Genomic DNA, 21,579 nt, shown 5'->3' with positions numbered 1-21,579 from the left:
GCGCTGTAGCGCCTCATGCTGGAGGTTGCGGACGTCTTCCGCAGCCACGGGCCAGCGTGGCGAGCAACGGCACACCTGAGCCTGGGGCAGCTGAAGGTCATGTCGGCCATCGAACAGTGCCGCACCGCGGCGCTGGGCGGGCATGTGCTGCGCTGTTCGGGGTGCGACCACATTGAGGTCGCGTACAACTCCTGCCGTAATCGGCACTGCATGAAGTGCCAGGCCAGTGCCGCACGCCGCTGGCTCGAGGCGCGTCAGGCCGATCTTCTGCCCGTGGAGTACTACCACGTGGTGTTCACGCTGCCCGCGCCAATCAGTGCCATCGCCTGGTACAACAAGGCGGTCGTCTACGGACTGCTGTTCGACATCGCCGCCGAAACACTACGTACTATCGCCACGGATCCGCGGCACCTGGGCGCACAGATCGGCGCCACGCTGGTGCTGCACACCTGGGGCTCAGCACTCACGCATCATCCGCACGTGCACGGTATCGTTCCCGGCGGCGGCCTGTCGCCCGATGGTCAGCGGTGGATCGCCTGCCGGCCCGGCTTCTTCCTGCCGGTGCGTGTGCTCTCGCGCCTGTTCCGCAGGCGTTTCCTCGAAGCACTCGCAGACGCACATCGACGCGGCCAGCTGCAGTTCTTCGGCGAGTACACGGGGCTTGCCAATGCGGCTGCCTTTGCGCGGTGGCTTGCGCCGCTGCGCACCTGCGAATGGGTGGTCTACGCCAAGCGTCCCTTTGCAGGACCGCAAGCGGTACTCGAGTACCTCTCACGCTATACGCACCGCGTCGCGATCTCCAACCAGCGCCTGGTCGCATTCGATGAACGCGGCGTCACCTTCCGCTGGAAGGACTACCGTGCAACGGGACGCACCCGCTACAAGACCATGACGCTCGAAGCCGGCGAGTTCATGCGCCGCTTTATATGAACGCGTCCCGTTTGCAACAGTTTTCGTGTGTTCAGACAGACAGGATGGGCTGCAGCTTTATATCCGGCCTTGTTGCAGCGGTATTGCTGCTGCGGGCCTCTATGAAATACGCTGACTCGCACCTCATTTCCTGCGCGAGCTCGAAGCTCGACGGCGCATTCAGGTTTAGCGAGTCCCGGTCCTACCTGGATTGTCATCACACTCGATTGCTGCGCAACCTTTCGACGTTCACCCTGTGTTAAACGTTGATCTTTTGCTTCGCGTGAACCATTCAGGCAGGCTTCACGCTCACGTAGGCCTTCTGGTACGGCCGGTCATGGGCCAGCACGGCCCAGATCGTCCGTGCCATCTTGTTCGCCAGTGCAACGACCACCACATTCTTTGGTCGCCGCTTCATCATCTGCTCGACCCACTCGCTGGGCTCCTTTGCGTTCTCTATTGCGCTACGCGCGCCGTGGATCAGCAGTGTGCGCAAATAGGTGTCGCCTCTCTTGCTGATCCCGTGCAGGGTCACCTTTCCGCCCGAGCCGGTCTGCTTCGGCACGATGCCAACCCATGCGGCAAATTCCCGCCCCGAACTGAATGCTTTCGGATCGCCCATCATTGAGACGGCTGCCGTTGCCGTCAGCAGCCCGACGCCGCAAATTTCGCTAACCGCCTTCACCGCCTTGTCTTCCTTCTTCCACTCGCGCATCCGGCGCTCGATCTCGGCAACCTGTTCGTCCAGCTTCGCCAGTCCATTCCACTGCTCGCGAAACGTATCGATCAGCACGGCAGGCAGGCGCTCCGCGATCCGTTCGAGCACGATCGGTATCTCCTTGTTCAGCTTGTTCCGGCCCTTGCTCATGATCTCTCCATATTCCATCAGCAGTCCACGCAGGTTGTTGATCTGCATCGTGCGAAATTTGATCAGCTGCTGTCGCATACGGTGTAGCGCCAGCATCGCCTGTTGTATCTCGGTCTTCACCGCGACGGGCTTACCGGGTTGCTGCACGGCCATCCAGATTGCCCGGGCGTCCGCCGCATCGTTCTTGTTGCGGATGTTGAACGCCTTCACAAACTTCGCCGGCATCAGCTTTACCTCGTGACCCATGTTCGTCAGTTGCCGGGCCCAGTGGTGCGATCCGCCGCACGCCTCCATGCCGATCAGGCACGGAGCCCGGTTCGCGAAGTACTCGAGAAACTTTGCTCGCTTGATCGGCTTGTTCACGATTTCTCCGGTTTCCTGATCGACGTAGTGGACCTGAAAAACCGACTTTGCAATGTCAATCCCAACTGGCGTAAGCTTCACGACGGATCCTCCGGTTTGCCTGGAAACTTCGTATTTTCCACGTGGGCACATCGATGCCGTTGGCCTGTGAGGATCCACCATCGCTGACATTCACCGGGGGGACGCGTTCATTTCATTTCCTGCTGCATGTGCTGCCCAGCGGCTTCCATCGCATCCGTCACTACGGACTGCTGGCCAACCCCGTGCGCCGCACCAGCCTCGCGAAGATGCGTGAACTGCTGGACGTCGCGCCTGAAACCAGCACCCGGCCCGACGATCCCAAGGACGCCGCCCCTCCGGTCTTCGTCTGCCGGCACTGTGGTGCGCCGATGATCGTCATTGAGATACTGGAACGCACTGCGCCCATTCGCGCACCACCCATGCGACGAGCCGAGACATGAACGTAACGCTTCCCGGACGTGCAACCCGACCGTCGGCTTTGCGGCAACGCGGCCCACGAGCGGACGTCTGCGCCTGTCGCCTCGCGCAGTCCCCCGGACGTCCGCTTCACCGCCACAATTGCGCCACTGCACCGCTTCATCACTGCGTCGGCGCGCATCCAGAATCCCACCGCACCACCCGTCCATCAACATTGCTGGCCATCCCGGCCTATCAATCGCCATAGCCTCCAGGACTCCGGCCGTATCGGGGCACTCCGCGGTTTCCTCCATCGAGGCTCGTTCGACGCCTGCCAGCAACGCACGGTGGCGCACTCACATTCCTGCGGACGATGGCAGGCGTCGAACAACCCTTAACGCGTGCCGCCGATCGCCGTCAGGCAGCAACCGGCCAGGAGTCGTCGTTCGCTCGCACCGTCGCTCCGACATTCTGGCGTCGGTTCCGCTCAGGAACCGGCCATTCAATTCTAGATCGCACTTCCATGCGCCAGAATTCGGATAAGCCGGAATGGACATGGGCGCATTTATAGCAGTCAGCATGGCGTCTCACCGCGAGAACTTCAGAACCGCGAGGAAAACAATCGCCACAACAATGACGATCACGGCCGGCGCTGCAAACCTCAACGCGGACGATTCGCGCACTGTGTCGTCGCGCTCTGCCCGCCTCGAAAAACCTGCGAGCATGCCATGCAACGCCGACAGCAACACGACCAAAGGCAGCTTCGCGGTTAGCCATGCGGCGCCAAACCAGTGCCCCATCAGCGCGATCGTCGGGCCGGTGATCCACACCATGGCCAGTGCTGGGGTCGTCACCCGGCGGTCCCAACGGCGCATCACCCGAAGAATCACGAGGTTGTTCGTCGCCGCGCAAATGGAAAGGACAAGAAGCCCAGCGACAAATGTTATTACTGACGCAACATGCAGTGCCTTGATTGACAGATAAATCATCGAGCAGCCCGCTTGCGTGCGAGCCACGCCACATTCAGGAAGCCCCCGAAGGGGACGATCGCAGCAACGATCAGCCGGACGACTTCTGAGCGCTGCCACGCGCCGCTTGCCGCTGACGTGACGACCAGCCATAGGTAAGCGACGAACGCGACGCCGTGCACTGGCCCCAGCCATCTGACGGCGGCCGGCATGCCGCCTAGATGCTTGAGCGGAACTGCGACGAACACAAGCAGCACCAGCGTCGTGGCCTCAATCGCGGCCATGATGCGAAGGTGGCGCAAGAACACCGGGGCGTAGTCCATGAAAAACAGGCAGGCGATCATTCGGCGGAAGATGTCGCCTCATTGTCGACCTTCATGTGCAAAAGGCTCCGCCGCAGCACTGCAACATTTTTTGGCCCGTTCATGATGCTGAACTGATGCTGCGCTTCGTGCCACAGCGGCGCCGCCCGCTCGAAAAGATCGGCTCCCTCGGGGGTGAGTTCAACCATGCGGATGCGGCCGTCGGTGGGAGACGGTCGCATCTTCACGAAACCATCGCGCTCGAGAAAACCGATCATCTTTCCCATGGCCGTCCGCTCGATGTCGAGCCGCTCGGCGAGAGCATTAACCGAGGCGCTCTGCTGTTCATTCAGGGTCGCCAGGGTGAGAAACTGCGTGATGCGAAGGCCGGATGGCTGGAGATAAGCGTCGTAAAGACGCGAGATCTGACGGGCGGCCTTCCTCACCGTAAAGCAGTTGCATTGATCGACCCCGATGGGTTGGTTTTCCGGCAGCATCTCGTGTCCTCCTCAACGTTGGTTAAATTGCCCAGGCGCCTCGCGCGTTCGTCAGGCAAAAGCGCCCCGATACTTCTCGATGAATGCCGGGACAGAAAGCGCCGGCGTCCCGGTGATTTTCTCGACAGCATCGTTAGTACCCTGGAACACCCCTTCGCGATAGTGCTGCGCGACTTCAACGAGGTGCTGCACAAGGAACGGAGGGAACTTGTACACCTGCTCCATCTGTTGCTTGAAATCTTCGATCGAAGTCGGGGCGTATTCGATCGTCACGCCGAGCACCTCGCTCACGGCTGCAGCGATTTCCGTATGGTTCATCTCTACCGGGCCGTGGAGAGTGTAAGTCTTGCCGCCATGGCCTGCCGGATTCGCCAGAATGTGCGCGATGACCCTGCCCTGGTCGTCCGCGCTGATCGGAGCGTGGCGACCGTTTTCGAACGGAAAATCGATCTTCTTTCTGGCCCAGATTTGCTTTGCAAAATGCGGGTAGACGAGCCAATCCGCAAAGAATGTGGGGCGCAGATGCGTGGTGGGCACACCGGACCAGTCGAAGACCTGCTCCGAAATCCAGTGATCCTGCGCCGCATGGCTGGTCGACTCGCGCCGCGCTGAAATCTGCGACATGTTGACGATCGCAGTGACGCCGGCTTCCTTCGCGGCCTGCGCGAAATAGGCTGCGGCCCCGAGAATCCCCGGTGCGATCGGGTGAAGGAAGTAGGCGGAGCTGACACCCTCCATGGCCGCACGGATGTCGTCGATGTCGGTGAAATCTCCGACGGCGATGTCAACGCCGCGCGCCCGCAGCGCCGCTGCGCGCTCATCATCCGAGCGCACGTAAGCGCGGACGCGCTTACCCATCCGGAGCAGTTCGTCGATGGCTGCACCGCCAGTACGGCCGGTTGCGCCGCTTACAAGAATGGTCGATTCGTTCATGGTTTTGATCCTCTGAATAGTTAAGAGCATATGCTCGTGTATGGCAATATAGGAGCATGTGCTCCTATATGCAAGTTTTTTTCGCGAGCAGCTTCTGTTCGCCTTGAGCGAAACACCTCGCCTCTCACGGAGTCTGAATGAAGGCCGCGCTAAAAAGCTGCCATGCCGCGAACGACGCCGGGCCGCGCACTGATCCTCGTGTACCAGGCGCGAAGCAGAGGAAGCTTGGACCAATCGAGGTCCTGCCTCGCAGCAAAGGCACTCGTATAGGCAGCGATGTCTGCGAGTGTGAATCTATCGCCGGCGACATATGGGGCGTCGATCAAGAATCGTTCGGCCTGAACGAGCGCCTCGATGGAACGACCGGCAAGAAATTGAGCGCCCGGTTCGTTGCCTTGTTGCCTAAGCGCGAAAGCACCGCCGTTTGGCGCAATCACTTCGGTGATGAAATAGAACAGGCGATCGAAAAACAAGGCGGCCTCCTGACCCGGATCGGGCGTTAGCCTCTCCCGCGATCGACTCGCCGCATAGAACATGATCGCGTTCGATTGGGTAACGACAAGGTCTGTTCCTGCCTTGCCTTCTTCGACCATGACCGGGATAAGGCCACGCGGGTTAAGCACCCGAAACGCAGCAGTCTTGTGCTCCCCGGCTCTCAAATCCACGCGGCTGACGGAATACGAAATGCCAGCCTCTTCCAGGGCGATGGCCGCCCTTCGGCTGTTGCCTGTTTGTGCTCCGTAAAGACGGATTGCCATGAGCGCATCTCCACTTAACCTTCAGGACAGGCCCTGATTCACGCGCGCCCTTCGAATATCAAACGATGCCGTGGACTACCGCCACGAGAGGAGCGCGGAAACCAGCTTCGCACACTGTCTGCAACTGCCCACGCAAAGAGCGCACTGGCGAGAGGGCTGGCTCAGATCTATGGACTTGCACAGACGGAGGCGCCGTGCGAACTGTGACAGGCCTTCACTCCGGGCAGCAGAAATGTTGGCCTGGCCGAGCAGCCAGACGCCGGCGTTCTTTAAGCACCAGGGAGGAAAGGTCGTATCGCAGCGGCGGAGATGTCTGGCGGCGTCAGGCGGCGATTCGTCGTTGAGCCACCTATGTAGCGCTCCGCGATCCTCCAACCGTTATCGGTCGCGCGAAGCCGGTCAAGCATTGGCGAATACATCCAGATGAAGAAGCGTTCTCTGTCGCGCTTCTCACCGCCAATTCGCGCTGCATGCATCGGCGGCAAACGGCCCGCCGACTAGCGCGATGAACCCCTCGGCCGGCAGGCGACGGTCAATTTTGCGGGAAGCCGTCGTTCAGGGGGCCCTCGAAGTTATGTCTTCAGTTGCTGCATGAATTGGCGAATTACTGCTGCGACCGCAGCCGGATTCTCGAGAGGTGACAGGTGCCCCGTACCGGGCAGCAGAAGCATTTGGGAGCCCAGGATTCGCGGCAATAGCTCGCCGCGCAATGTCTCTGGCAGATCCACCTGATCAAGTTCCCCAGCAATAACTACGACGGGTACATTGATGGACAAGACGTCAGCGGTAATGTCTTCGACCATTCCGCCGAGTGGCCATGCAATCTTGGCCTGCGGCGCGCCGCGCAGACTATCGGCGATAACCTGTTCGCGAAGCTCCGGTGCCAACCTGTTCGCGGTGAGTACGTTATCAAGCGCCCAGGTAATCGACTCCCGAGTGTCGTAGACTTTGGCCATCTCGGCTCGCTGGTCAGCGGAAAAGGTCATCGGTGACGGAGGCGACGGCGCCACCAGGATGACGCCCTGGAGCCCCGCAGGCCGACGCGACGCGAATAGCTGCGCGACCTTCCCGCTCATTGAGTGACCGACGACGACATATCGCTCAAGATTCAGTGCTTCAATTACGTCCTGCACGTCGTTTGCGAGATCGCCGATGCCATAACCCTGCTCGGGCGCGTCCGAATCACCCCAGCCGCGGTGATCCATAGCTACCGATCGATACTGGCCCGCCAGGTCACGGATCACGCCGTCCCAGGTTCGGCTTGACCCGCCGTAGTAATGCAGAAACAGAAGCGTTGGTTCGCCGTTCCCGCGCTCGTCTACATAAATTTGCGTTCCTCGTGTTTTGACATGCATTTCGGTTTTCCTGATCTGCAGCTTATTTTCGATGTCGGAGGGCACCGTGCGAATTGCCGGTGCAAGCCGTTTCGCAAGCGGGAGAGAAGCGCCGAAACCAGCTTCGCGCGCAACATGCGCGGCTGCGGACACGGCGGGCGCGCTTGCGGTGCGCTACCTCAGCTTTCAAACGGCGCATCATTAATCAGGTCGCACACGTTCGGAATATCGAAACCGTGTACATGGCGACGGCCGATATCGGCGATTCCGGTACCGACGGTCGTATGGGGTTTTTTTCTGGCGACCTCAGCCAGCGCTTCGGTAAACGCGGCTTTAAATCCAACGCGGGGGTAGAGCGCGAGCGTGTCATCGATCAGCGACGGCGTGACTTCGTCCAGAAACAGCCCGAAGACGTCGAGATGTGCGCCCATATAGACGAGAGCGATTTCCGGCTGCTTGCGATCGGCGAGGCCGCCAGCGGAGTGAAGCGCGATGGCATCCCACACGAGTTGCGTTTTCGCTTCCGGGTAGTCATGGGCCAGCAAAAGGCGGCTGGCCGCGTCGGCACCATCTACCTCAAAGCGTTGGTCGGCAGAAAATTCATCCGTAAGGCCAAGGTCGTGAAGCAGCGATGCGAGATACACCACTTCCCGATCGTATTTAAGACCTCGCTTCCTGCCCAGGAATTCGGCGAACCACCATGTCCGATGCACGTGATGCATCATCGCTCCGGAATGGACGCGCTCGACCAGAGAAGCCGCTTTGGTAGCGATCTCCGAGTCTGGAGCACTCACTCCCCCAACAATCACAGTTTCACGCATTGCATACCCTCCGGGTCGTGCGAACTTACAGAGCGATCCAGTGTAGGCGGTTCGTCGATAGCTCAAATGACAGATCGCGGACGATTTCTGCCACAATCGTTCTCCCTATGCCCTGATACGCAGCGCCTCTTTCAATGAGAAAACGGACGAAACCGATCGCCCCGCCTGCAGACCCGAGACAGAAGCGCGTTGTCATATTGGGTCTACCGCCAGTGGACGCGCTCGACGTGATCGGCCCGGCGGAAGTCTTCGCGTGGGCGAACCAACTGGACGGCAGTGGAACTGCCCCGTACATGCTCGAACTGGTTTGCTCAGCTGATGATGTGTACCTGGACAGCGAAACAGGTATTGGCCTCAAAGGGCATAGCACGCTCGAGCAGGAGCGTCATGCGAACAAGCCGATCGATACCTTACTTGTGACTATGGGCTCCAGGACGTTCGAACAGATCGATCAGGCAGCCATAGACTGGATTCGGACCCGCTCACAGACAGTGCGTCGCGTGTGCTCCATATGTGTTGGAGCGTTCGCCCTGGCTGCTGCGGGCATACTGGATGGTCGCAGGGCGACGACGCATTGGGGCGCGGCACGGCGCCTGGCGGAGCGCTATCCCAAGGTACAGGTCGACCCGACTCCTATCTGGGTGAAAGACGGCAACGTGTACACGTCGGCCGGCATATCGTCTGGAATCGACCTCGCGCTCTCGCTGGTCAGCGAAGATCTGGGAAATGACTTCGCCCTGGAAATTGCGAAGAATCTGGTCCTGTTCTTACGTCGTCCGGGCGGACAGGCGCAGTTCAGCTTCGCACTTCAGTCGCAGCGCGCGCACAACTCAGGTCTGAACGAGTTATGTCTCTGGATCGGTGAGCATCTGCACATGGACCTCACAGCCGAAGTCATGGCAGCCAGAATTTCAACGAGCGTCAGAACGTTGATACGTATGTTTCAGCGAGAATTGCAGACCACACCCGCAAGATATGTCGAAAACGTCCGGCTGGAATCCGTTTGCCGTTCGCTTGCGCTTGGCGAGAGATCGATGCAAGACATCTGTCGTCAGAATGGCTACGACAGCGTCGACGTGCTAAGAAAGGCATTTACACGCCGCTTCGGGGTGAGTCCCGCAGAGTACGCTCGGCGCTTCGGTAAGAGCGTCGAGCCGATGCAGTCCGGTTGACATTGGCCGCATATCCCGCACTGGCCTTCATGACGTCACGCAACGTTGCGAGACCGTCCGTGGGCATCGTGGCGTGGTACGCGAACCCACCGTTCTCGTAGGCTTCCATGATCTGCAGCCACTTGCGAAGATCGCAAGCGAACCAGCGAAAACTGAACCCGCCATTGCGAATCACCAGACACTTCTTGCCCGTCGCGAACTGTCAGGGAAAGTTACCGTGGTCCGGTGGCCTTTCTCAACGCTTGGGTCGAGAAAATATGTTGACGAGATTCCCATCCGGGTCGCGCAGCAAGAGAGAGCGATTGCCCCACGGCATCAACGTCGTCGGCATAACGATTTCTGTCCCCCACGCATTCATCCGTTCGAACACTGCATCAACGTCCTCCACTTCAAACTCCAGGATCGCCGACCGATTCGCAGCCGCAGTGGCGGCACCGACATTAAACAGCTTGGTCAGGTGCTCAGACGAAATCGCAAGCACCGCCCCTTCGAATTGTATTTCCGCAAACCCATCAGCCGGCCGTGCAGCCTCGAGACCGGAAAGCCTTCGGTAAAACTCGACCAGACCTTCGATATCCTGGGTAACAACACGAACAGACGCAAACTTCATTTTGAGCTCCTGGCTAAGAAAGGGAGCTCAGTCTAAAAGACGATGCTGTCGGATTCTGGCAGTATCGTGCGGCTATCTTCGCAAGCGCGCTCAGCGCGCCGTCCGATAGCGTCTTGTCGCAGCGATCAGCCACCCAGCGCATGCCAAGAACCAAAGCATCGAGTTCCTCTGAGCGGAACATCATTGGCGGCAGCATGAAACCCGGTTTCATCACGTAACCAACGCCCGGTTCCCCCTCGATCATCGCTCCTTGCGCCTGCAAACTGGCGATGTCCCGGTATAGCGTGCGGATGCTCACACCGAGCTCCTCGGCCAAAGCTTGACCACTCACGGGACGTCGGTAACGCCGTAGCACTTGCAGGAGACTAAGAAGACGTTCAGAGCGGGCCATATGTTGATCCTGATATCGGAACTCAAGTAAATCGACGACGCTATCGGTTACATCGAACCGAATGCAACAGGTTGCTTCCAGATAGATATCGCATTGTCGACGATCTGTGTGGGCCGCTGCGTTTTTCAGTGGCGATCAACGTCGATCTTTTTGACCTTTGATTTGCGCGGTGCAATCAGGCGGTAACCGCTAGAATTGCGGTTTTAGCCCGGAATACGCCAATGTCTTTTGCCTCGCTTGGCCTGATCGATCCCTTGCTGCGTAATGTGCAGGACCTCAATTACCAAACACCTACGCCGGTGCAGGCCAAGGCGATTCCTGCTGTGCTCAGTGGCAAGGACGTCATGGCTGCGGCACAGACCGGCACTGGCAAAACGGCGGGTTTTGCGCTGCCGCTGTTGCAACGGCTGGTGCAACACGGCCCGGCGGTGTCCAGCAACCGCGCGCGTGTTCTGGTGCTGGTGCCCACGCGTGAACTGGCCGAACAAGTGCTGCAAAGCTTTATCGAATACGGCAAAGGCCTCGACTTACGATTTCTGGCCGCCTACGGCGGTGTGAGTATCAACCCGCAGATGATGAAGTTGCGCAAAGGCGTGGATGTGCTCGTTGCCACGCCGGGCCGTTTGCTAGATCTCAATCGCCAGAACGCAGTGCAGTTTGATCAAGTACAAACGCTGGTGCTGGATGAAGCCGACCGCATGCTGGATCTGGGCTTTGCGCGCGAACTCAACGCCGTCTTTGCTGCCTTGCCCGCTCAGCGCCAGACCCTGCTGTTCTCTGCCACGTTTACCGATGATATCCGCGCCATGGCGGCGGGCATTCTGCGCAGCCCGGTCAATATCAGCGTCAGCCCGCCCAATGCCACGGCCAGCAAGATCAAGCAGTGGGTGGTGCCGGTGGATAAAAAGAACAAGCCTGACCTCTTCATGCACCTTGTGGCTGAGAACAACTGGGAGCACGCGCTGGTGTTCGTCAAAACCCGCATTGGCGTGGATTACCTGGCGGCCATGCTGGATGAAGCGGGCTATGCGGTCGACACCATCCACGGCGACAAACCGCAACCCGCGCGCCTGCGTGCGCTGGAGCGCTTCAAGACGGGCGAAGTAAGTATGCTGGTGGCCACCGATGTGGCTGCACGCGGGCTGGATATCGACGACCTGCCGCTGGTGATCAACGTTGATCTGCCGATCGTGGCGCAAGACTATGTGCACCGTATTGGCCGTACCGGCCGCGCGGGCGCCAGCGGCGTGGCGGTGTCCCTTGTGTGTGCCGATGAAGCGCCGCAACTGGCCGCGATTGAAGCGTTGATCCGGCAAACACTGCGCCGTGAAGAAGAGCCGGGTTTTGAAGCCGAACACCGCGTGCCGCAAACTAGCGCGACGGGCGAGATCATCAAGAAACCCAAAAAGCCCAAGAAGCCGAAAGTGCCGCAAGCTGCGCCGCGCGCCACGCAGGTGCTCAGCAATAAAACGCGCCCGCAAAGTGGCGAAAACAAACGCAAGCCTGCGGCGCAGCGCGCTGTGGCCGCGGGCAAAGGCACAAGCTTTTCCAGCGGTAGCCCATTCAGCGTGCAAAAGCCACGCAGCAAGCCCGCCAGCAAGCCAGCTGCGGGTTCACGTAAGCCGGCTGGCAAACCCGCTGGTGGCCGCGGCAAACGCCAACCCTGATCCGTGGGGATGAGTAACACCAGCCCTGGAACAGGCTGGCGGTTTGGGGCCCGCTGGCAGGCAGCGGCGCGGCTTCGGCGTGCCTCAGCTCGGCGGGTAACGGCGCACTGAATCCAGGATTCCATAACAACTTCGGGGCCGAACGGACGTTGAAATCGTGCGTAGCGAGCGTCCGAGAAAGACCCTGGGCTACGAGACGCCAGCCGAGCGATTCCAGCAAACTATTGCATCCCCCGGTTGAATCCGCCCCGATGACCTGCCGATCACCGATGCGAAGTGCCAGACCGTTGATCGGCCTTATGCGAAGCTTTCCATAAGGCCGAATAGTGCGAATAGCCTAGCCTCGGTTTCCTCCTCCCGAGGCGTTCGCGATGACGACCAATACGCACATCCTCCGCAAAACAAAAAAAATGCCCTAAAGAATACTGTCCAGCGCCTTCGCGAGCCTGGCCACCGCACCTTCAACGTCATGCAGTTTGTCCAAGCCGAACAACCCAATGCGGAAGGTCTTGAAATCTTCAGGCTCGTCGCATTGAAGGGGAACGCCAGGCGCGATCTGCAAGCCGGCATCAGCGAACTTCTTGCCGGATCGTATTCCGTCATCGTCCGTGTAGCTGACGACGACGCCCGGAGCCTCAAAACCTTCAGCCGCCACGCTTTTGAAACCCTTGTCCACGAGGAGTGAGCGAACGCGCTTGCCGAGTTCAAGCTGCTCTACTCTCACTTTATCGAAGCCGTATGCCTCGGTCTCCTTCATGACGTCACGCAACGTTGCGAGACCGTCCGTGGGCATCGTTGCGTGGTACGCGAACCCACCGTTCTCGTACGCTTCCATGATCTGCAGCCATTTGCGAAGATCACAAGCGAAACTGGTGCTAGTTGTTTTGTCGATTCTTTCGCGGGCAAGCGGGCTAAGCATGACCAGCCCGCAGCACGGCGACGCGCTCCATCCCTTTTGCGGCGCGCTGATCAGGACGTCAACGCCGCTCGCCTTCATGTCGACCCAGACCGTGCCGGAGGCAATGCAATCCAGTACAAACATGCCGTCGACGGCATGCACAGCATCGGCCACCGCGCGCAAATAAGCGTCCGGCAGCATGATCCCGGATGCGGTTTCGACATGCGGCGCAAAGACCAGATCCGGCTTGTTTTCCCTGATCGCAGCGACCACCTCTTCGATCGGTGGCGGTGCATAGGCAGCCTGTCTCCCTTCTTCGACCGGGCGCGCCTTCATCACGATCGATTCAGAGGGAATGCCGCCCATGTCGAAAATCTGCGACCAGCGAAAACTGAACCAGCCATTGCGAATCACCAGACACTTCTTGCCCGTCGCGAACTGCCGGGCAACGGCTTCCATGCCGAACGTCCCGCTGCCCGGCACGACCACGGCCGACTTCGCGTTGTAGACTTTCTTCAGAGAACCGGAAATATCACGCATGACTCCTTGAAAGAGCTGCGACATATGATTGATTGATCGGTCGGTGTACACGACTGAATATTCGAGCAGTCCCTCGCGGTCGACATCGGGAAGTAAGCCTGGCACGTTTGTCTCCGGTTATAAACGAATATAAGGATCGCAAACACATTCTAACGAAAGCCGCCTGCAACGGTATCGGCCGAGACGCCCCCGTTACCCATCCAGCAAGTTTCGGCATGAATCAGCCGCCGAGTCACGCCGGTTGGGAATGCGCCAGTGGCGACAATCGGTACGATTATGGACCTTCGCAGGAATCGCCCTGATAGGCGATCGGAGTCACGGCAGTGCCATCGCACGTGTCCGGCATGCGCATGTTGCTGCCATCATGGAAACGGGACGCCTGTAACGGCCCGTTGCATACGTGAGTCAGGGCGCCCAACGGCACATGCGAGTGAGTGCGCCTACTCCCATCCCTGATATCCGGCAGGCTGCGCCGGATTGCCGTAACCGGCGGGGTACGGCCGGCGCAGTTCAGGCGGCGTGTACATCTCGTTGTATGCCGGATAGGCAGGCGGGCGGCCCACTATGATGACCTGCTGCGCCGCCGCTTGAGTGGGCGGCCGAGGTACATAGGCGGACTGCGCGTCAGCCGGTTGGTACCGCGCGGGCGGATACGGAGCTGGCGCGTATTGATTAGCCTGAACGGTTCGAGGCGGCGGCGCGTATTCCCGCCTCGCGTACCCACCTGACTCCTGAGACTCTGTTGACGTCTGGTTATAGGCCGGCGCCGCTGCGTATTGCTGAGGCTGCTGATTCTGATATTGCCGGGCTTGCCGGTTGTAAGCCGCTTGAGTCCCCTGCTCCGCCGCGTATTGCGGTTCCTCATCGGCCTGCCGATATTGCGGCACCGCCCGCTGAGCGTTCTGCAAATCGCGCCTCTGCGTCAACTGCGCGTCGTCATCATGCGGCAATGCCGCCACGGCTTGCGTCGGAATCAGTATGGGAGGCTCGGACTCGGTGGCAAACAGCTTCGGCGACGCAGTCCGCGTAGAAACCTGCTTCAGAGGCACGGGCTGCATTTCAGCCCGCTTAGGCGGCGTAACCCGTAGTGAAGCCTGCTTCAACGACGCGACCGGTACAGAGACCCGCCTCGGCGGCGCAGACGCGACTTGCGCGGAGCCGTGCTTCAGCGGCACAGGGCCGGCCTGCGCGACGACCTGCCGGGACGGCATGGCTCGCGCAGCAGCATCCCGCTTCGGCGATGTGACCGGCGCGGATACTTGCCTCGGCGACGCGGCTTGCGCTACGACCCGCCTCGGGGGTGCACCCCGCTCGGCAACCGGCTTCGGCGATGCGGGCATGGCCGGCACAGCAAGCGGCTTTTGCCGATGCTTCACTTCGTCGCCCAACGTCGCATAGGATTTCGAGTCTTCCCTGGCGCGCGCGTTATAGCCGATGAAATACGCATAGCGCAGGTCTGCCAGGCGCGCCTGAATGTCGGCATCGGCAGAGACGCGTTTTTCGCCAGGGTCGAGAGAGGCGTCGACGGTCGAGTCTTCGAAGGCCGAGGCTGCAGCATCAGCGGCACGGGCGGATTCGGGATGCAGCGCGCCCACAGAAGACATAAGCGCAGCGGCTACCGCGACGAGCACTTTTTTTTCCATACTTTCACCTCGGAATTCCGTGCGACAGACCGCGTGGGATTCTCCAATCTCCGGACCGGACCTTCACTCGCGCTTACGGGATATCGACTATTTTTAGCACGTCCTTAAGGGCTCAGGGTAGTGTTTCCGGGTATAACCCAGGCGAAAGCCTATGTGCCGAACAACCATAGCAATACTGACGTTGTCGGTCCGGAAATTCTTGCCTGCTCCGGCGGCAATGGAACCGACGAGCATGTCATCGTTGGCGGCGGCGGTGAGGAGTGTATTTCCGCCGGCAACATCTGGCGTGTGAATCGACTTGATCGCGGGCACGATCCGGTCATGGTCACGGAAGTTCAGCTTCTGATGGGATGCGGCCATCAAGGGACGCCCGGCTAGGCCTATCGAGGGATCTAAAGCTTTCGGTTAACGGCCATCCGTCTCACCCATCATCCGTCGTCGACGGAGTTCTTGGTCGGCTGACTCAGGACAACGCTATTGGACCAAGGTCCAATTGTTTGATCGGACCGCAACTACCACTATTCATGTGAGTCTCGCTGTCGCGGCGCGTGCGCGCTCAATACCGCGATTACGATATGTTTAATGGAGCCTGCATCATGATCAAATCCCTTCGGTTTGTTCTCGCGATTCCCGTCTTTCTGTTTGTCGTGGCCTGCTCGACGAACCCGACCGTTGCTAATGGCGGAGACCCTGAGTTAGTCGACAAAGCGCAAGCGGCACTTCAACAACTATTTGCCAGCACTCCAAAGGCGAAGGAACTCCAATACCAGGCGAAGGCCGTCGTCGTGTTTCCCGACATTGTCAAGGCCGGGCTTATCGTCGGTGCGCAAGGCGGGAAAGGGGTGATGTTTGGTCCAGACGGGAAAGTCCTTGGGTACTACAGAGCACGCGCAGTCTCGTATGGCCTGCAGGCTGGCGCCCAATCGTTCTCGGAGGCCTTGTTTCTCATGACCGACTCGGCTATGACTACGCTCACCAGCGGCGCCGGATTATCGGTTGGTATGGGGCCGAGTGTCGTAGTAGTGGATGCAGGGATGGCCAGGTCTATGACAACTACTACGTTGAAATCCGATGTCTACTCGTTCATTTTTGGCCAAACGGGCCTGATGGCCGGTCTTGGCATGCAAGGCCAGAGGATTGTTAAGTTTGATGAAAACGATAAGTAAAGTGCGAAATATGCCCCCGGCACGTTTTGCTGGCCTACAGCGGGCTGGGGGCGGTCCGGCAACCGTGCGCGCCAATGCGGCCGCCGATCGGTCGTGCGGGCCGAGGGTGGTCCCAGCAGCTTCAAGATCGCAGTCCGCCTCCCCGTCTGCTCTCCTCTTGGGGGCTCGTTTTGATGCAGTTGGCCGCCGGCCGGCGCGGCGCCAGCCTACGCGGGATTCGGCGCGATTTCAGGGCCGGCCGAGCGATGCAGTGTATTGCGCGCGGCCGGTATCTTTTTTTTGTTGCCGGAGCGGCTTGGATGCTTTTCGCTGCGTATCGCTCCTCTCGCGGCTCTGAGGATTGACTTATCGCTTTAGTCGTCGCCTGACTGGATTGCGTGTGTTGCACGAGGTGTTTGCGAAGGGCTGCGGCCTTCGACTGCGAGCATCCAAGGCGCTTTCGAATCGCAGTGACCGTGCCGCGGAGCGTTCCGTCTCGGATCGCCGAACCTTTTCTCTATGGCGAGGATGAACGCACCAGCGGAAGCCAGCGACACTAGCAGCACGGTCCATTCGACGACCGGCCGTCCTGCTTGACGCTGTCCACTTTACCGCGTATCCGCCGAATGTCTCGTTCGACGCGTAATCCCGCCATACGTGCAGAGAAGGTGGCCGTACGGGAAGGGTCGACAAGGGAAATTCGCGTCGAGGCAGAGCCGGTGACTGACGGGCTTCGGGTTCGGCCATCTACTGACGTTGCCCCACGCTTTCACCCGGACGTTCGAAGGACCGCTCCGCCCCGATAACGGCCCTTCGTGCGCCGCACACGTCAGGCGTGTTGTCGGCCGGACCGGTCATCCGCAGCACATTGCGCCCCACCTGCGCGCGTATAGAAAAAGCGCGCGCCGGTGGTTCGGAAGCGCGATGCCCGGCGGCAAACCGGGCAGCACGAATCAGAATATGTTGCGAAGGCCGAGCGCGACGCCGGTCTGGTTGTTGCGGCCCGGAAAGTCTGCTTGCGCCGCGCCAGTGCCGCGGATGAAATCGACCGTGCCATACACTTCGGTCCGCTTGGACAGCGAGTATTCGGCTAGCAGCACGCCCGAGTAGCGGACGCCGCGGCCGAGCGTGGTGCCGTCGGCGTTCAACGCATTGCGGGAGTGATCGTAGTATGCTGCGGCAGTCAACAGCAGCGGCGGCGTTACCTGCCAGGTGGTACCGACGTAGAAGCCGTCGTCGATGCGGTTGGTATTCGTCACCGGCGCCGAAAAGGCGGCAGCCGGCGAGTTCGCGGCCGACATGAAAAGGTCGACCATACCGGTGTTGTCCTGCGCATGCAGCCAGCCTGCGTAGGCCTTGACCGTGCTGAACGCATAGACAGCGCTCACGTTGACAACATTGAACTTGTTGTTGTGTGCATCGCTGTTCTGCTGAAAGCCGGCATCAAGGGACAAGCCGCCGTACGTATAGGCCGCCGTCAAGCCGTACATGTTGTTCGCGCCGGTGCTGCCGGCCACACCGCCAAAGCTATACATGGCTTCCACGTTCAGGCCGCCGAACTGGCCGTTGTACTTGACGGAGTTGTTCTGGCGCAGGCCGTATCCGAGTGCGCCAGGCAACCAGCCGTCCTGATCGTAGTTACCGACGGTCAGCGGGTCGTAGACGTTCCCTAGCTGGTCGAATAGCGGCGTATTCTGGCGACCGAAGGTCACCGTGCCATACTGGTTGCTAGACAGCCCAACATAAGCCATCCGGTTGAAGAGGGTATTCTGGCTCGCAAACTGGCCGTTCCACAGGTTGAAGCCGTTCTCAAGCCGGAACACCGTAGACAAGCCGCCGCCCAGGTCTTCAGAACCCTTCAAGCCCCAACGGCTTCCGGTGATCGGGCCGACGCCCATCGATACCTGGCTGTCGTTGTTCGCATTGGCGTTGGTGAGATAGCGGACGCTCGTGTCGACGATGCCGTACAGGGTGACCGAGCTTTGCGCGAAAGCGGATTGGGCCGCGATGGCGATAAGTGCGCCACCGATGGCGCTGATGGTTTTCTTCACAGAGTATCTCCCCATGTTTAGTTGTAAGACAAACCGCTGGTCTATATAACCGCTGCGGTTCATGCGCGGCTTTTGGCCTGCGCGCAATGATATTTCCGTCAAATTAAATCGGGATCTGTTTTCAATTTTTGTGTCTCCCGTTTACAACATTGGATTGACTTTCGTATCACCGGACACTGCCAGCGAATTCTTGTATATGGTCGGAACAGCCCTGTTATGCCTGCTGCCGCTCAGCGTTGTTGAGCGGCAGCAGGCCAGGCTGACGGCACAAAGCCGCAGAAACGCGACTAGACGCCAGAATAGCGGGGTGGCCGTTTAACCTTGAAAGCGGTCGTCTAGATGCTGCATGGACGACCGTCTGAGGTGGGTCGACTCCCGTCCCACGTCTCGCTCGGAGGTTGACATTCGCTGAATGCTGAAACGACGGATCTCGGATGACTGCAATGGGTGATAACGCCGTGAATGAGACTGATGCGATAAACGACTTCAGCGTATAGGGCCTAAAATTATAAATAGCGCCAGTCCCTTTGTGTGGGGCAGCTCGCCCTATCCTCTTCTGTCAATGGCAGGCGGCCATGAACACTCACGATGCGCCTTTTGTTCGCCCGGTGCTGGCTGCACTTTGCGCGGCCTCGCTCGCCACACTCGCCGCGTGCGGCGGAAGCGCCTGCTTCGGCTTCGACGGCTGTAGCGGCGGAAACGGGACGCCGAACGTCGCCGTATCCGGCACGGCAGCCATCGGCAAGGCGCTCGCCAGCGCGACGGTTAGCCTCAGTTGCGCGTCGGGTTCGGGCGCCACCCTGTCAGACGGCGGTGGACACTACAGCACGACCCTCAACGCCACGCTTCCCTGCATCCTCACCGTGACCGCCGGCGGCACGACCCTGCATTCGCTGGCATTTGCCGGCGGCACTTTCAATACGACGCCTGAGACCGAACTGATGCTCGTCTATCTCGCTTCGCAACTTGGCACAAACGAGGCCAGTCTGATTGCGAATTTCCAGAACAATTCACAGTTCCAGCGGGTGCTGGAAAATCAGACCGATGTACTGGCTGCGCAAACGGCAGTTGTCGCGAATCTGCAGCAGCGATATGCGGTCACGCTGACGGCACCGGCGTTTCTGACGACGCCGTTTGTCGTCGGGCAAGCAGGGGTGGACAGCGATCTCGGCGCGCTGGCGACAGCAGGCGCCATCGACGTCAATGGCATGCCCGATCCGGCTGCCGTCTCGCTGCTGTCCGCGGCGGGTCTCGCCCATCCGCTCACAACGACGTCCACACCTTCATCCGGCACTGGCGGAACAGGGAGCGCCCCCGGCGGCATGATGTGAACTGAGGCAGTTTGAGGCTGGCGTCATCAGGCAGAGGTCGGCCAGGAACGATCCATCGTCGTTGGACTCTCGCTCCGCATTCACTGCGCCGTGACCGCCATTTCGTCTGGACCAGCGACGAGAGTCCCGACACATCTGGACGCGACGTCTTCAAGCAAGCTGTAGCGGTCGTGCCCAGATGAATTTGCGCCGGCGGGTGCCTTTGCCGGCGCACACTGCTGCTGCGCCCTGAGACAGGGCTAAACCAGTTCCGCTTCAGGCTTCCTTAGAAGCGCGTGCGCAACCCGACCGTGCCGACCACCTGGTTTGCCGTCGACGACGCACCACCCGACGTATTGATGAAGGCGACAACGTTTTGGCCGATTGCGTGCTGATACATGGCTTCGGCGTAAACATCCGTGCGCTTGGAAAACGCGTAGACAGCTTGCAAGTTGACCTGATTCCACTTCGGATCCTTGCCGTACTGCGTACCGGTCGCATTAAACGCGCCTGACAGATGGGCATCGGTGTACGTGTCAGTGATGCCCAGCGTAATCGCCGGTGTCAGCGTGTACTTGGCGTTCAGTTCATAGTTGTTGAAGCGCTGCGAACCGTTGTTGAGGTTGAACGATTGCGTGCCCTGATAAAAGCTGTTCGTATACACGAAGCCGACCACTGCCGGGCCGAAGGTGTAGTTCAGACCCGCGCCGATCGTGCGCTGAACGTTCGCCCCGAACCGGAAGCCAGCCGTCTGGGCAGGCGCTTCGCCGAGGTCAACTGCGCCGCTGGTGTTCACTTGGGGGGCAGCGCCGTTGCCGTTGATCTGCAGGTAGCCGGCGGCCATCTTGAACGGGCCAAACTCGTAGCTTGCGCCCGCGCTGTAAGCACGGTTCAGCGTGAAGTCAGTGTTGTTGGAGAACGCGTAGAGGCCGCCGAACTTCAGGCCTGCATAATTGCTGCTCGTGTACTTAACCGCGTTGCTCATCCGCAGCGTGTGGTTCAGGTTGTCGTTGTCAAACGGGTGCGCGAAGCCCGTGTCGCCGAACGTGCCGGCCGTACCGGACAGCGGTGCCACGAAGTCCACCAGTGAGTCATACTGGCGGCCCAGCGTCACCGTACCGAAATCGCTGCTGCTCAGGCCGACAAACGCCTGACGACCAAACATCCGGCTGTTCTGGCCGAGCTTACCGTTCTGCACGTTGAAGCCGTTTTCCAGCACGAAAATGGCCTTCAGGCCGCCACCGAGGTCTTCGGCGCCACGCAGACCGAACCGGCTGCCGTTAATGGTGCCGCTGGTTGCCTGAAACAGGCCGCCGTGCGAAGTGGCGGAGGTCTTGACGTTGTTGGTATACATCAGGCCGGCATCGATCAGGCCGTACAGGGTGACCGAACTCTGTGCATGGGCGGCCGATGCGGCGAGTGCAGCGGATACGGCGAGAGCTACGGGGATCTTTTTCATGAATTAACTCCAGCGGATTGCGATTCAGGCGGAAAACAGCGGCGCGAGTATAAGAGGCAGGTAGCCTCATGATGTCATTTCCGGGCTGGATTTCACCGTTACGTTTTGCTGAGATAATTCGTCATAAATCCGAAATAATTCTGGCGAAATCCCTGCCAGAAAAGGCGCGGTGCTGTTTTTCATCCCATCCGGGACGCATCCGGGACGCATCGCCGTTGTATTGAAGCGACGGCATCAGGTTAGCCGGCATCCCACCACTGACATGACATCTGACAGCGCCCATCTGTATCTGGCTTTGACACAACGACACGCACGCCGACACCTCGATCTGGCCTCGACATGTTGCCGGTACGTTTTGACAAACCGAGGTACAGATGCCTCGGCTGTTCGCTGGCACGACCGTTCGTCGAGATAGAGCTAAACGTTAGACAAATGGTCGTTCAGGCTTCGCTGACCGTGCGTAGTCGGGATGAATTAGTAAGGACTTCCCCGGTCTGCGGATCGTCACCGTCTGGTGCGATCA

General features: G+C 59.8%; 18 protein-coding genes and 4 pseudogenes. 6 read left to right on the top strand and 16 right to left on the bottom strand.

From position 1 onward, the window contains the following. Nucleotides 1-15: 15 nt before the first annotated feature. Nucleotides 16-927: pseudogene (locus tag M0D64_RS43355) on the top strand (IS91 family transposase); the annotation flags it as partial. Between the two features lie 274 nt (nt 928-1,201). On the opposite strand, the gene M0D64_RS43350 reads toward M0D64_RS43355, so the two are convergent. After that, nucleotides 1,202-2,221, bottom strand: coding sequence for an IS110 family transposase (locus tag M0D64_RS43350; protein WP_266262135.1), 1,020 nt, complete (start codon nt 2,219-2,221; stop codon nt 1,202-1,204). Nucleotides 2,222-2,337: 116 nt separating this feature from the next. Here M0D64_RS43350 and M0D64_RS43345 point away from each other — a divergent pair. Beyond that, a pseudogene (locus tag M0D64_RS43345) lies at nt 2,338-2,601 on the top strand (transposase); the annotation flags it as partial. A 543-nt stretch (nt 2,602-3,144) separates the two neighbouring features. On the opposite strand, the gene M0D64_RS43340 reads toward M0D64_RS43345, so the two are convergent. The 7 genes from M0D64_RS43340 to M0D64_RS43310 all read right to left on the bottom strand — a co-directional run bounded on the left by M0D64_RS43340 (nt 3,145) and on the right by M0D64_RS43310 (nt 8,170). Further along, nucleotides 3,145-3,546, bottom strand: a complete 402-nt coding sequence (locus tag M0D64_RS43340; RefSeq protein ID WP_154567944.1) for a CopD family protein — start codon at nt 3,544-3,546, stop codon at nt 3,145-3,147. Further along, nucleotides 3,543-3,848, bottom strand: coding sequence for a DUF3817 domain-containing protein (locus tag M0D64_RS43335; protein ID WP_266262134.1), 306 nt, complete (start codon nt 3,846-3,848; stop codon nt 3,543-3,545). The genes M0D64_RS43340 and M0D64_RS43335 overlap by 4 nt, the downstream gene beginning before the upstream one ends. A 17-nt stretch (nt 3,849-3,865) precedes the next feature. Then, nucleotides 3,866-4,324: a MarR family winged helix-turn-helix transcriptional regulator gene (locus tag M0D64_RS43330; RefSeq protein WP_266262133.1), complete on the bottom strand. Its 459-nt coding sequence runs from the start codon at nt 4,322-4,324 to the stop codon at nt 3,866-3,868. Nucleotides 4,325-4,375: 51 nt separating this feature from the next. Beyond that, nucleotides 4,376-5,257: an NmrA family NAD(P)-binding protein gene (locus M0D64_RS43325; RefSeq protein ID WP_266240433.1), complete on the bottom strand. Its 882-nt coding sequence runs from the start codon at nt 5,255-5,257 to the stop codon at nt 4,376-4,378. A gap of 149 nt (nt 5,258-5,406) precedes the next feature. After that, nucleotides 5,407-6,015, bottom strand: coding sequence for a glutathione S-transferase family protein (locus M0D64_RS43320; RefSeq protein ID WP_266262132.1), 609 nt, complete (start codon nt 6,013-6,015; stop codon nt 5,407-5,409). 572 nt (nt 6,016-6,587) lie between these two features. Then, a complete protein-coding gene (locus tag M0D64_RS43315) occupies nt 6,588-7,370 on the bottom strand; it encodes an alpha/beta fold hydrolase (RefSeq protein ID WP_171929107.1) in 783 nt (260 codons plus the stop codon). A 158-nt stretch (nt 7,371-7,528) separates the two neighbouring features. Next, nucleotides 7,529-8,170, bottom strand: coding sequence for an HD domain-containing protein (locus tag M0D64_RS43310; protein ID WP_154566180.1), 642 nt, complete (start codon nt 8,168-8,170; stop codon nt 7,529-7,531). A 134-nt stretch (nt 8,171-8,304) separates the two neighbouring features. Here M0D64_RS43310 and M0D64_RS43305 point away from each other — a divergent pair, with 134 nt between their 5' ends. Then, entirely contained in the window at nt 8,305-9,342 is a 1,038-nt protein-coding gene (locus tag M0D64_RS43305; protein ID WP_154566179.1) for a GlxA family transcriptional regulator, read from the top strand. A 19-nt stretch (nt 9,343-9,361) separates the two neighbouring features. Here the strand turns inward: M0D64_RS43305 and M0D64_RS43300 are convergent. From M0D64_RS43300 to M0D64_RS43290, 3 genes and pseudogenes are all read right to left on the bottom strand, one after another. Then, nucleotides 9,362-9,484 (bottom strand): annotated as a pseudogene (locus M0D64_RS43300) (alanine--glyoxylate aminotransferase family protein); the annotation flags it as partial. A gap of 93 nt (nt 9,485-9,577) precedes the next feature. Beyond that, nucleotides 9,578-9,952, bottom strand: a complete 375-nt coding sequence (locus tag M0D64_RS43295; RefSeq protein ID WP_266262131.1) for a VOC family protein — start codon at nt 9,950-9,952, stop codon at nt 9,578-9,580. A 67-nt stretch (nt 9,953-10,019) separates the two neighbouring features. After that, nucleotides 10,020-10,343, bottom strand: a pseudogene (locus tag M0D64_RS43290) (helix-turn-helix transcriptional regulator); the annotation flags it as partial. 221 nt (nt 10,344-10,564) lie between these two features. Between M0D64_RS43290 and M0D64_RS43285 the strand changes: the two are divergent. Further along, the gene (locus M0D64_RS43285) at nt 10,565-12,010 is read left to right on the top strand and encodes a DEAD/DEAH box helicase (RefSeq protein WP_266262130.1); all 1,446 of its coding nucleotides are present in this window, start codon (nt 10,565-10,567) and stop codon (nt 12,008-12,010) included. A 415-nt stretch (nt 12,011-12,425) separates the two neighbouring features. On the opposite strand, the gene M0D64_RS43280 is transcribed toward M0D64_RS43285, so the two are convergent. From M0D64_RS43280 to M0D64_RS43270, 3 genes are all read right to left on the bottom strand, one after another. Beyond that, entirely contained in the window at nt 12,426-13,553 is a 1,128-nt protein-coding gene (locus tag M0D64_RS43280) for an aminotransferase class V-fold PLP-dependent enzyme (RefSeq protein ID WP_266262129.1), read from the bottom strand. A gap of 335 nt (nt 13,554-13,888) precedes the next feature. Next, nucleotides 13,889-15,091: a hypothetical protein gene (locus M0D64_RS43275; protein ID WP_266262128.1), complete on the bottom strand. Its 1,203-nt coding sequence runs from the start codon at nt 15,089-15,091 to the stop codon at nt 13,889-13,891. 93 nt (nt 15,092-15,184) lie between these two features. Further along, on the bottom strand, nt 15,185-15,451 hold the full coding sequence (locus M0D64_RS43270; protein WP_266262127.1) for a hypothetical protein: 267 nt from the start codon (nt 15,449-15,451) through the stop codon (nt 15,185-15,187). Nucleotides 15,452-15,687: 236 nt separating this feature from the next. Here M0D64_RS43270 and M0D64_RS43265 point away from each other — a divergent pair, with 236 nt between their 5' ends. Continuing rightward, on the top strand, nt 15,688-16,257 hold the full coding sequence (locus M0D64_RS43265; RefSeq protein ID WP_266262126.1) for a lipid-binding SYLF domain-containing protein: 570 nt from the start codon (nt 15,688-15,690) through the stop codon (nt 16,255-16,257). Between the two features lie 932 nt (nt 16,258-17,189). Here the strand turns inward: M0D64_RS43265 and M0D64_RS43260 are convergent. After that, a complete protein-coding gene (locus tag M0D64_RS43260; RefSeq protein WP_266262125.1) occupies nt 17,190-18,287 on the bottom strand; it encodes a porin in 1,098 nt (365 codons plus the stop codon). Between the two features lie 575 nt (nt 18,288-18,862). Between M0D64_RS43260 and M0D64_RS43255 the strand changes: the two genes are divergently transcribed. After that, the gene (locus M0D64_RS43255; protein ID WP_266262124.1) at nt 18,863-19,618 is read left to right on the top strand and encodes a hypothetical protein; all 756 of its coding nucleotides are present in this window, start codon (nt 18,863-18,865) and stop codon (nt 19,616-19,618) included. 265 nt (nt 19,619-19,883) lie between these two features. Here M0D64_RS43255 and M0D64_RS43250 read toward each other — a convergent pair whose 3' ends face one another. Continuing rightward, a complete protein-coding gene (locus M0D64_RS43250) occupies nt 19,884-21,056 on the bottom strand; it encodes a porin (RefSeq protein ID WP_154566171.1) in 1,173 nt (390 codons plus the stop codon). Nucleotides 21,057-21,579: the final 523 nt, after the last annotated feature.

The organism is Paraburkholderia sp. WS6, from assembly GCF_030464835.1.
Taxonomy (GTDB): Bacteria; Pseudomonadota; Gammaproteobacteria; order Burkholderiales; family Burkholderiaceae; genus Paraburkholderia; species Paraburkholderia madseniana.
This window is presented reverse-complemented; position numbering and strand designations above follow the sequence as displayed.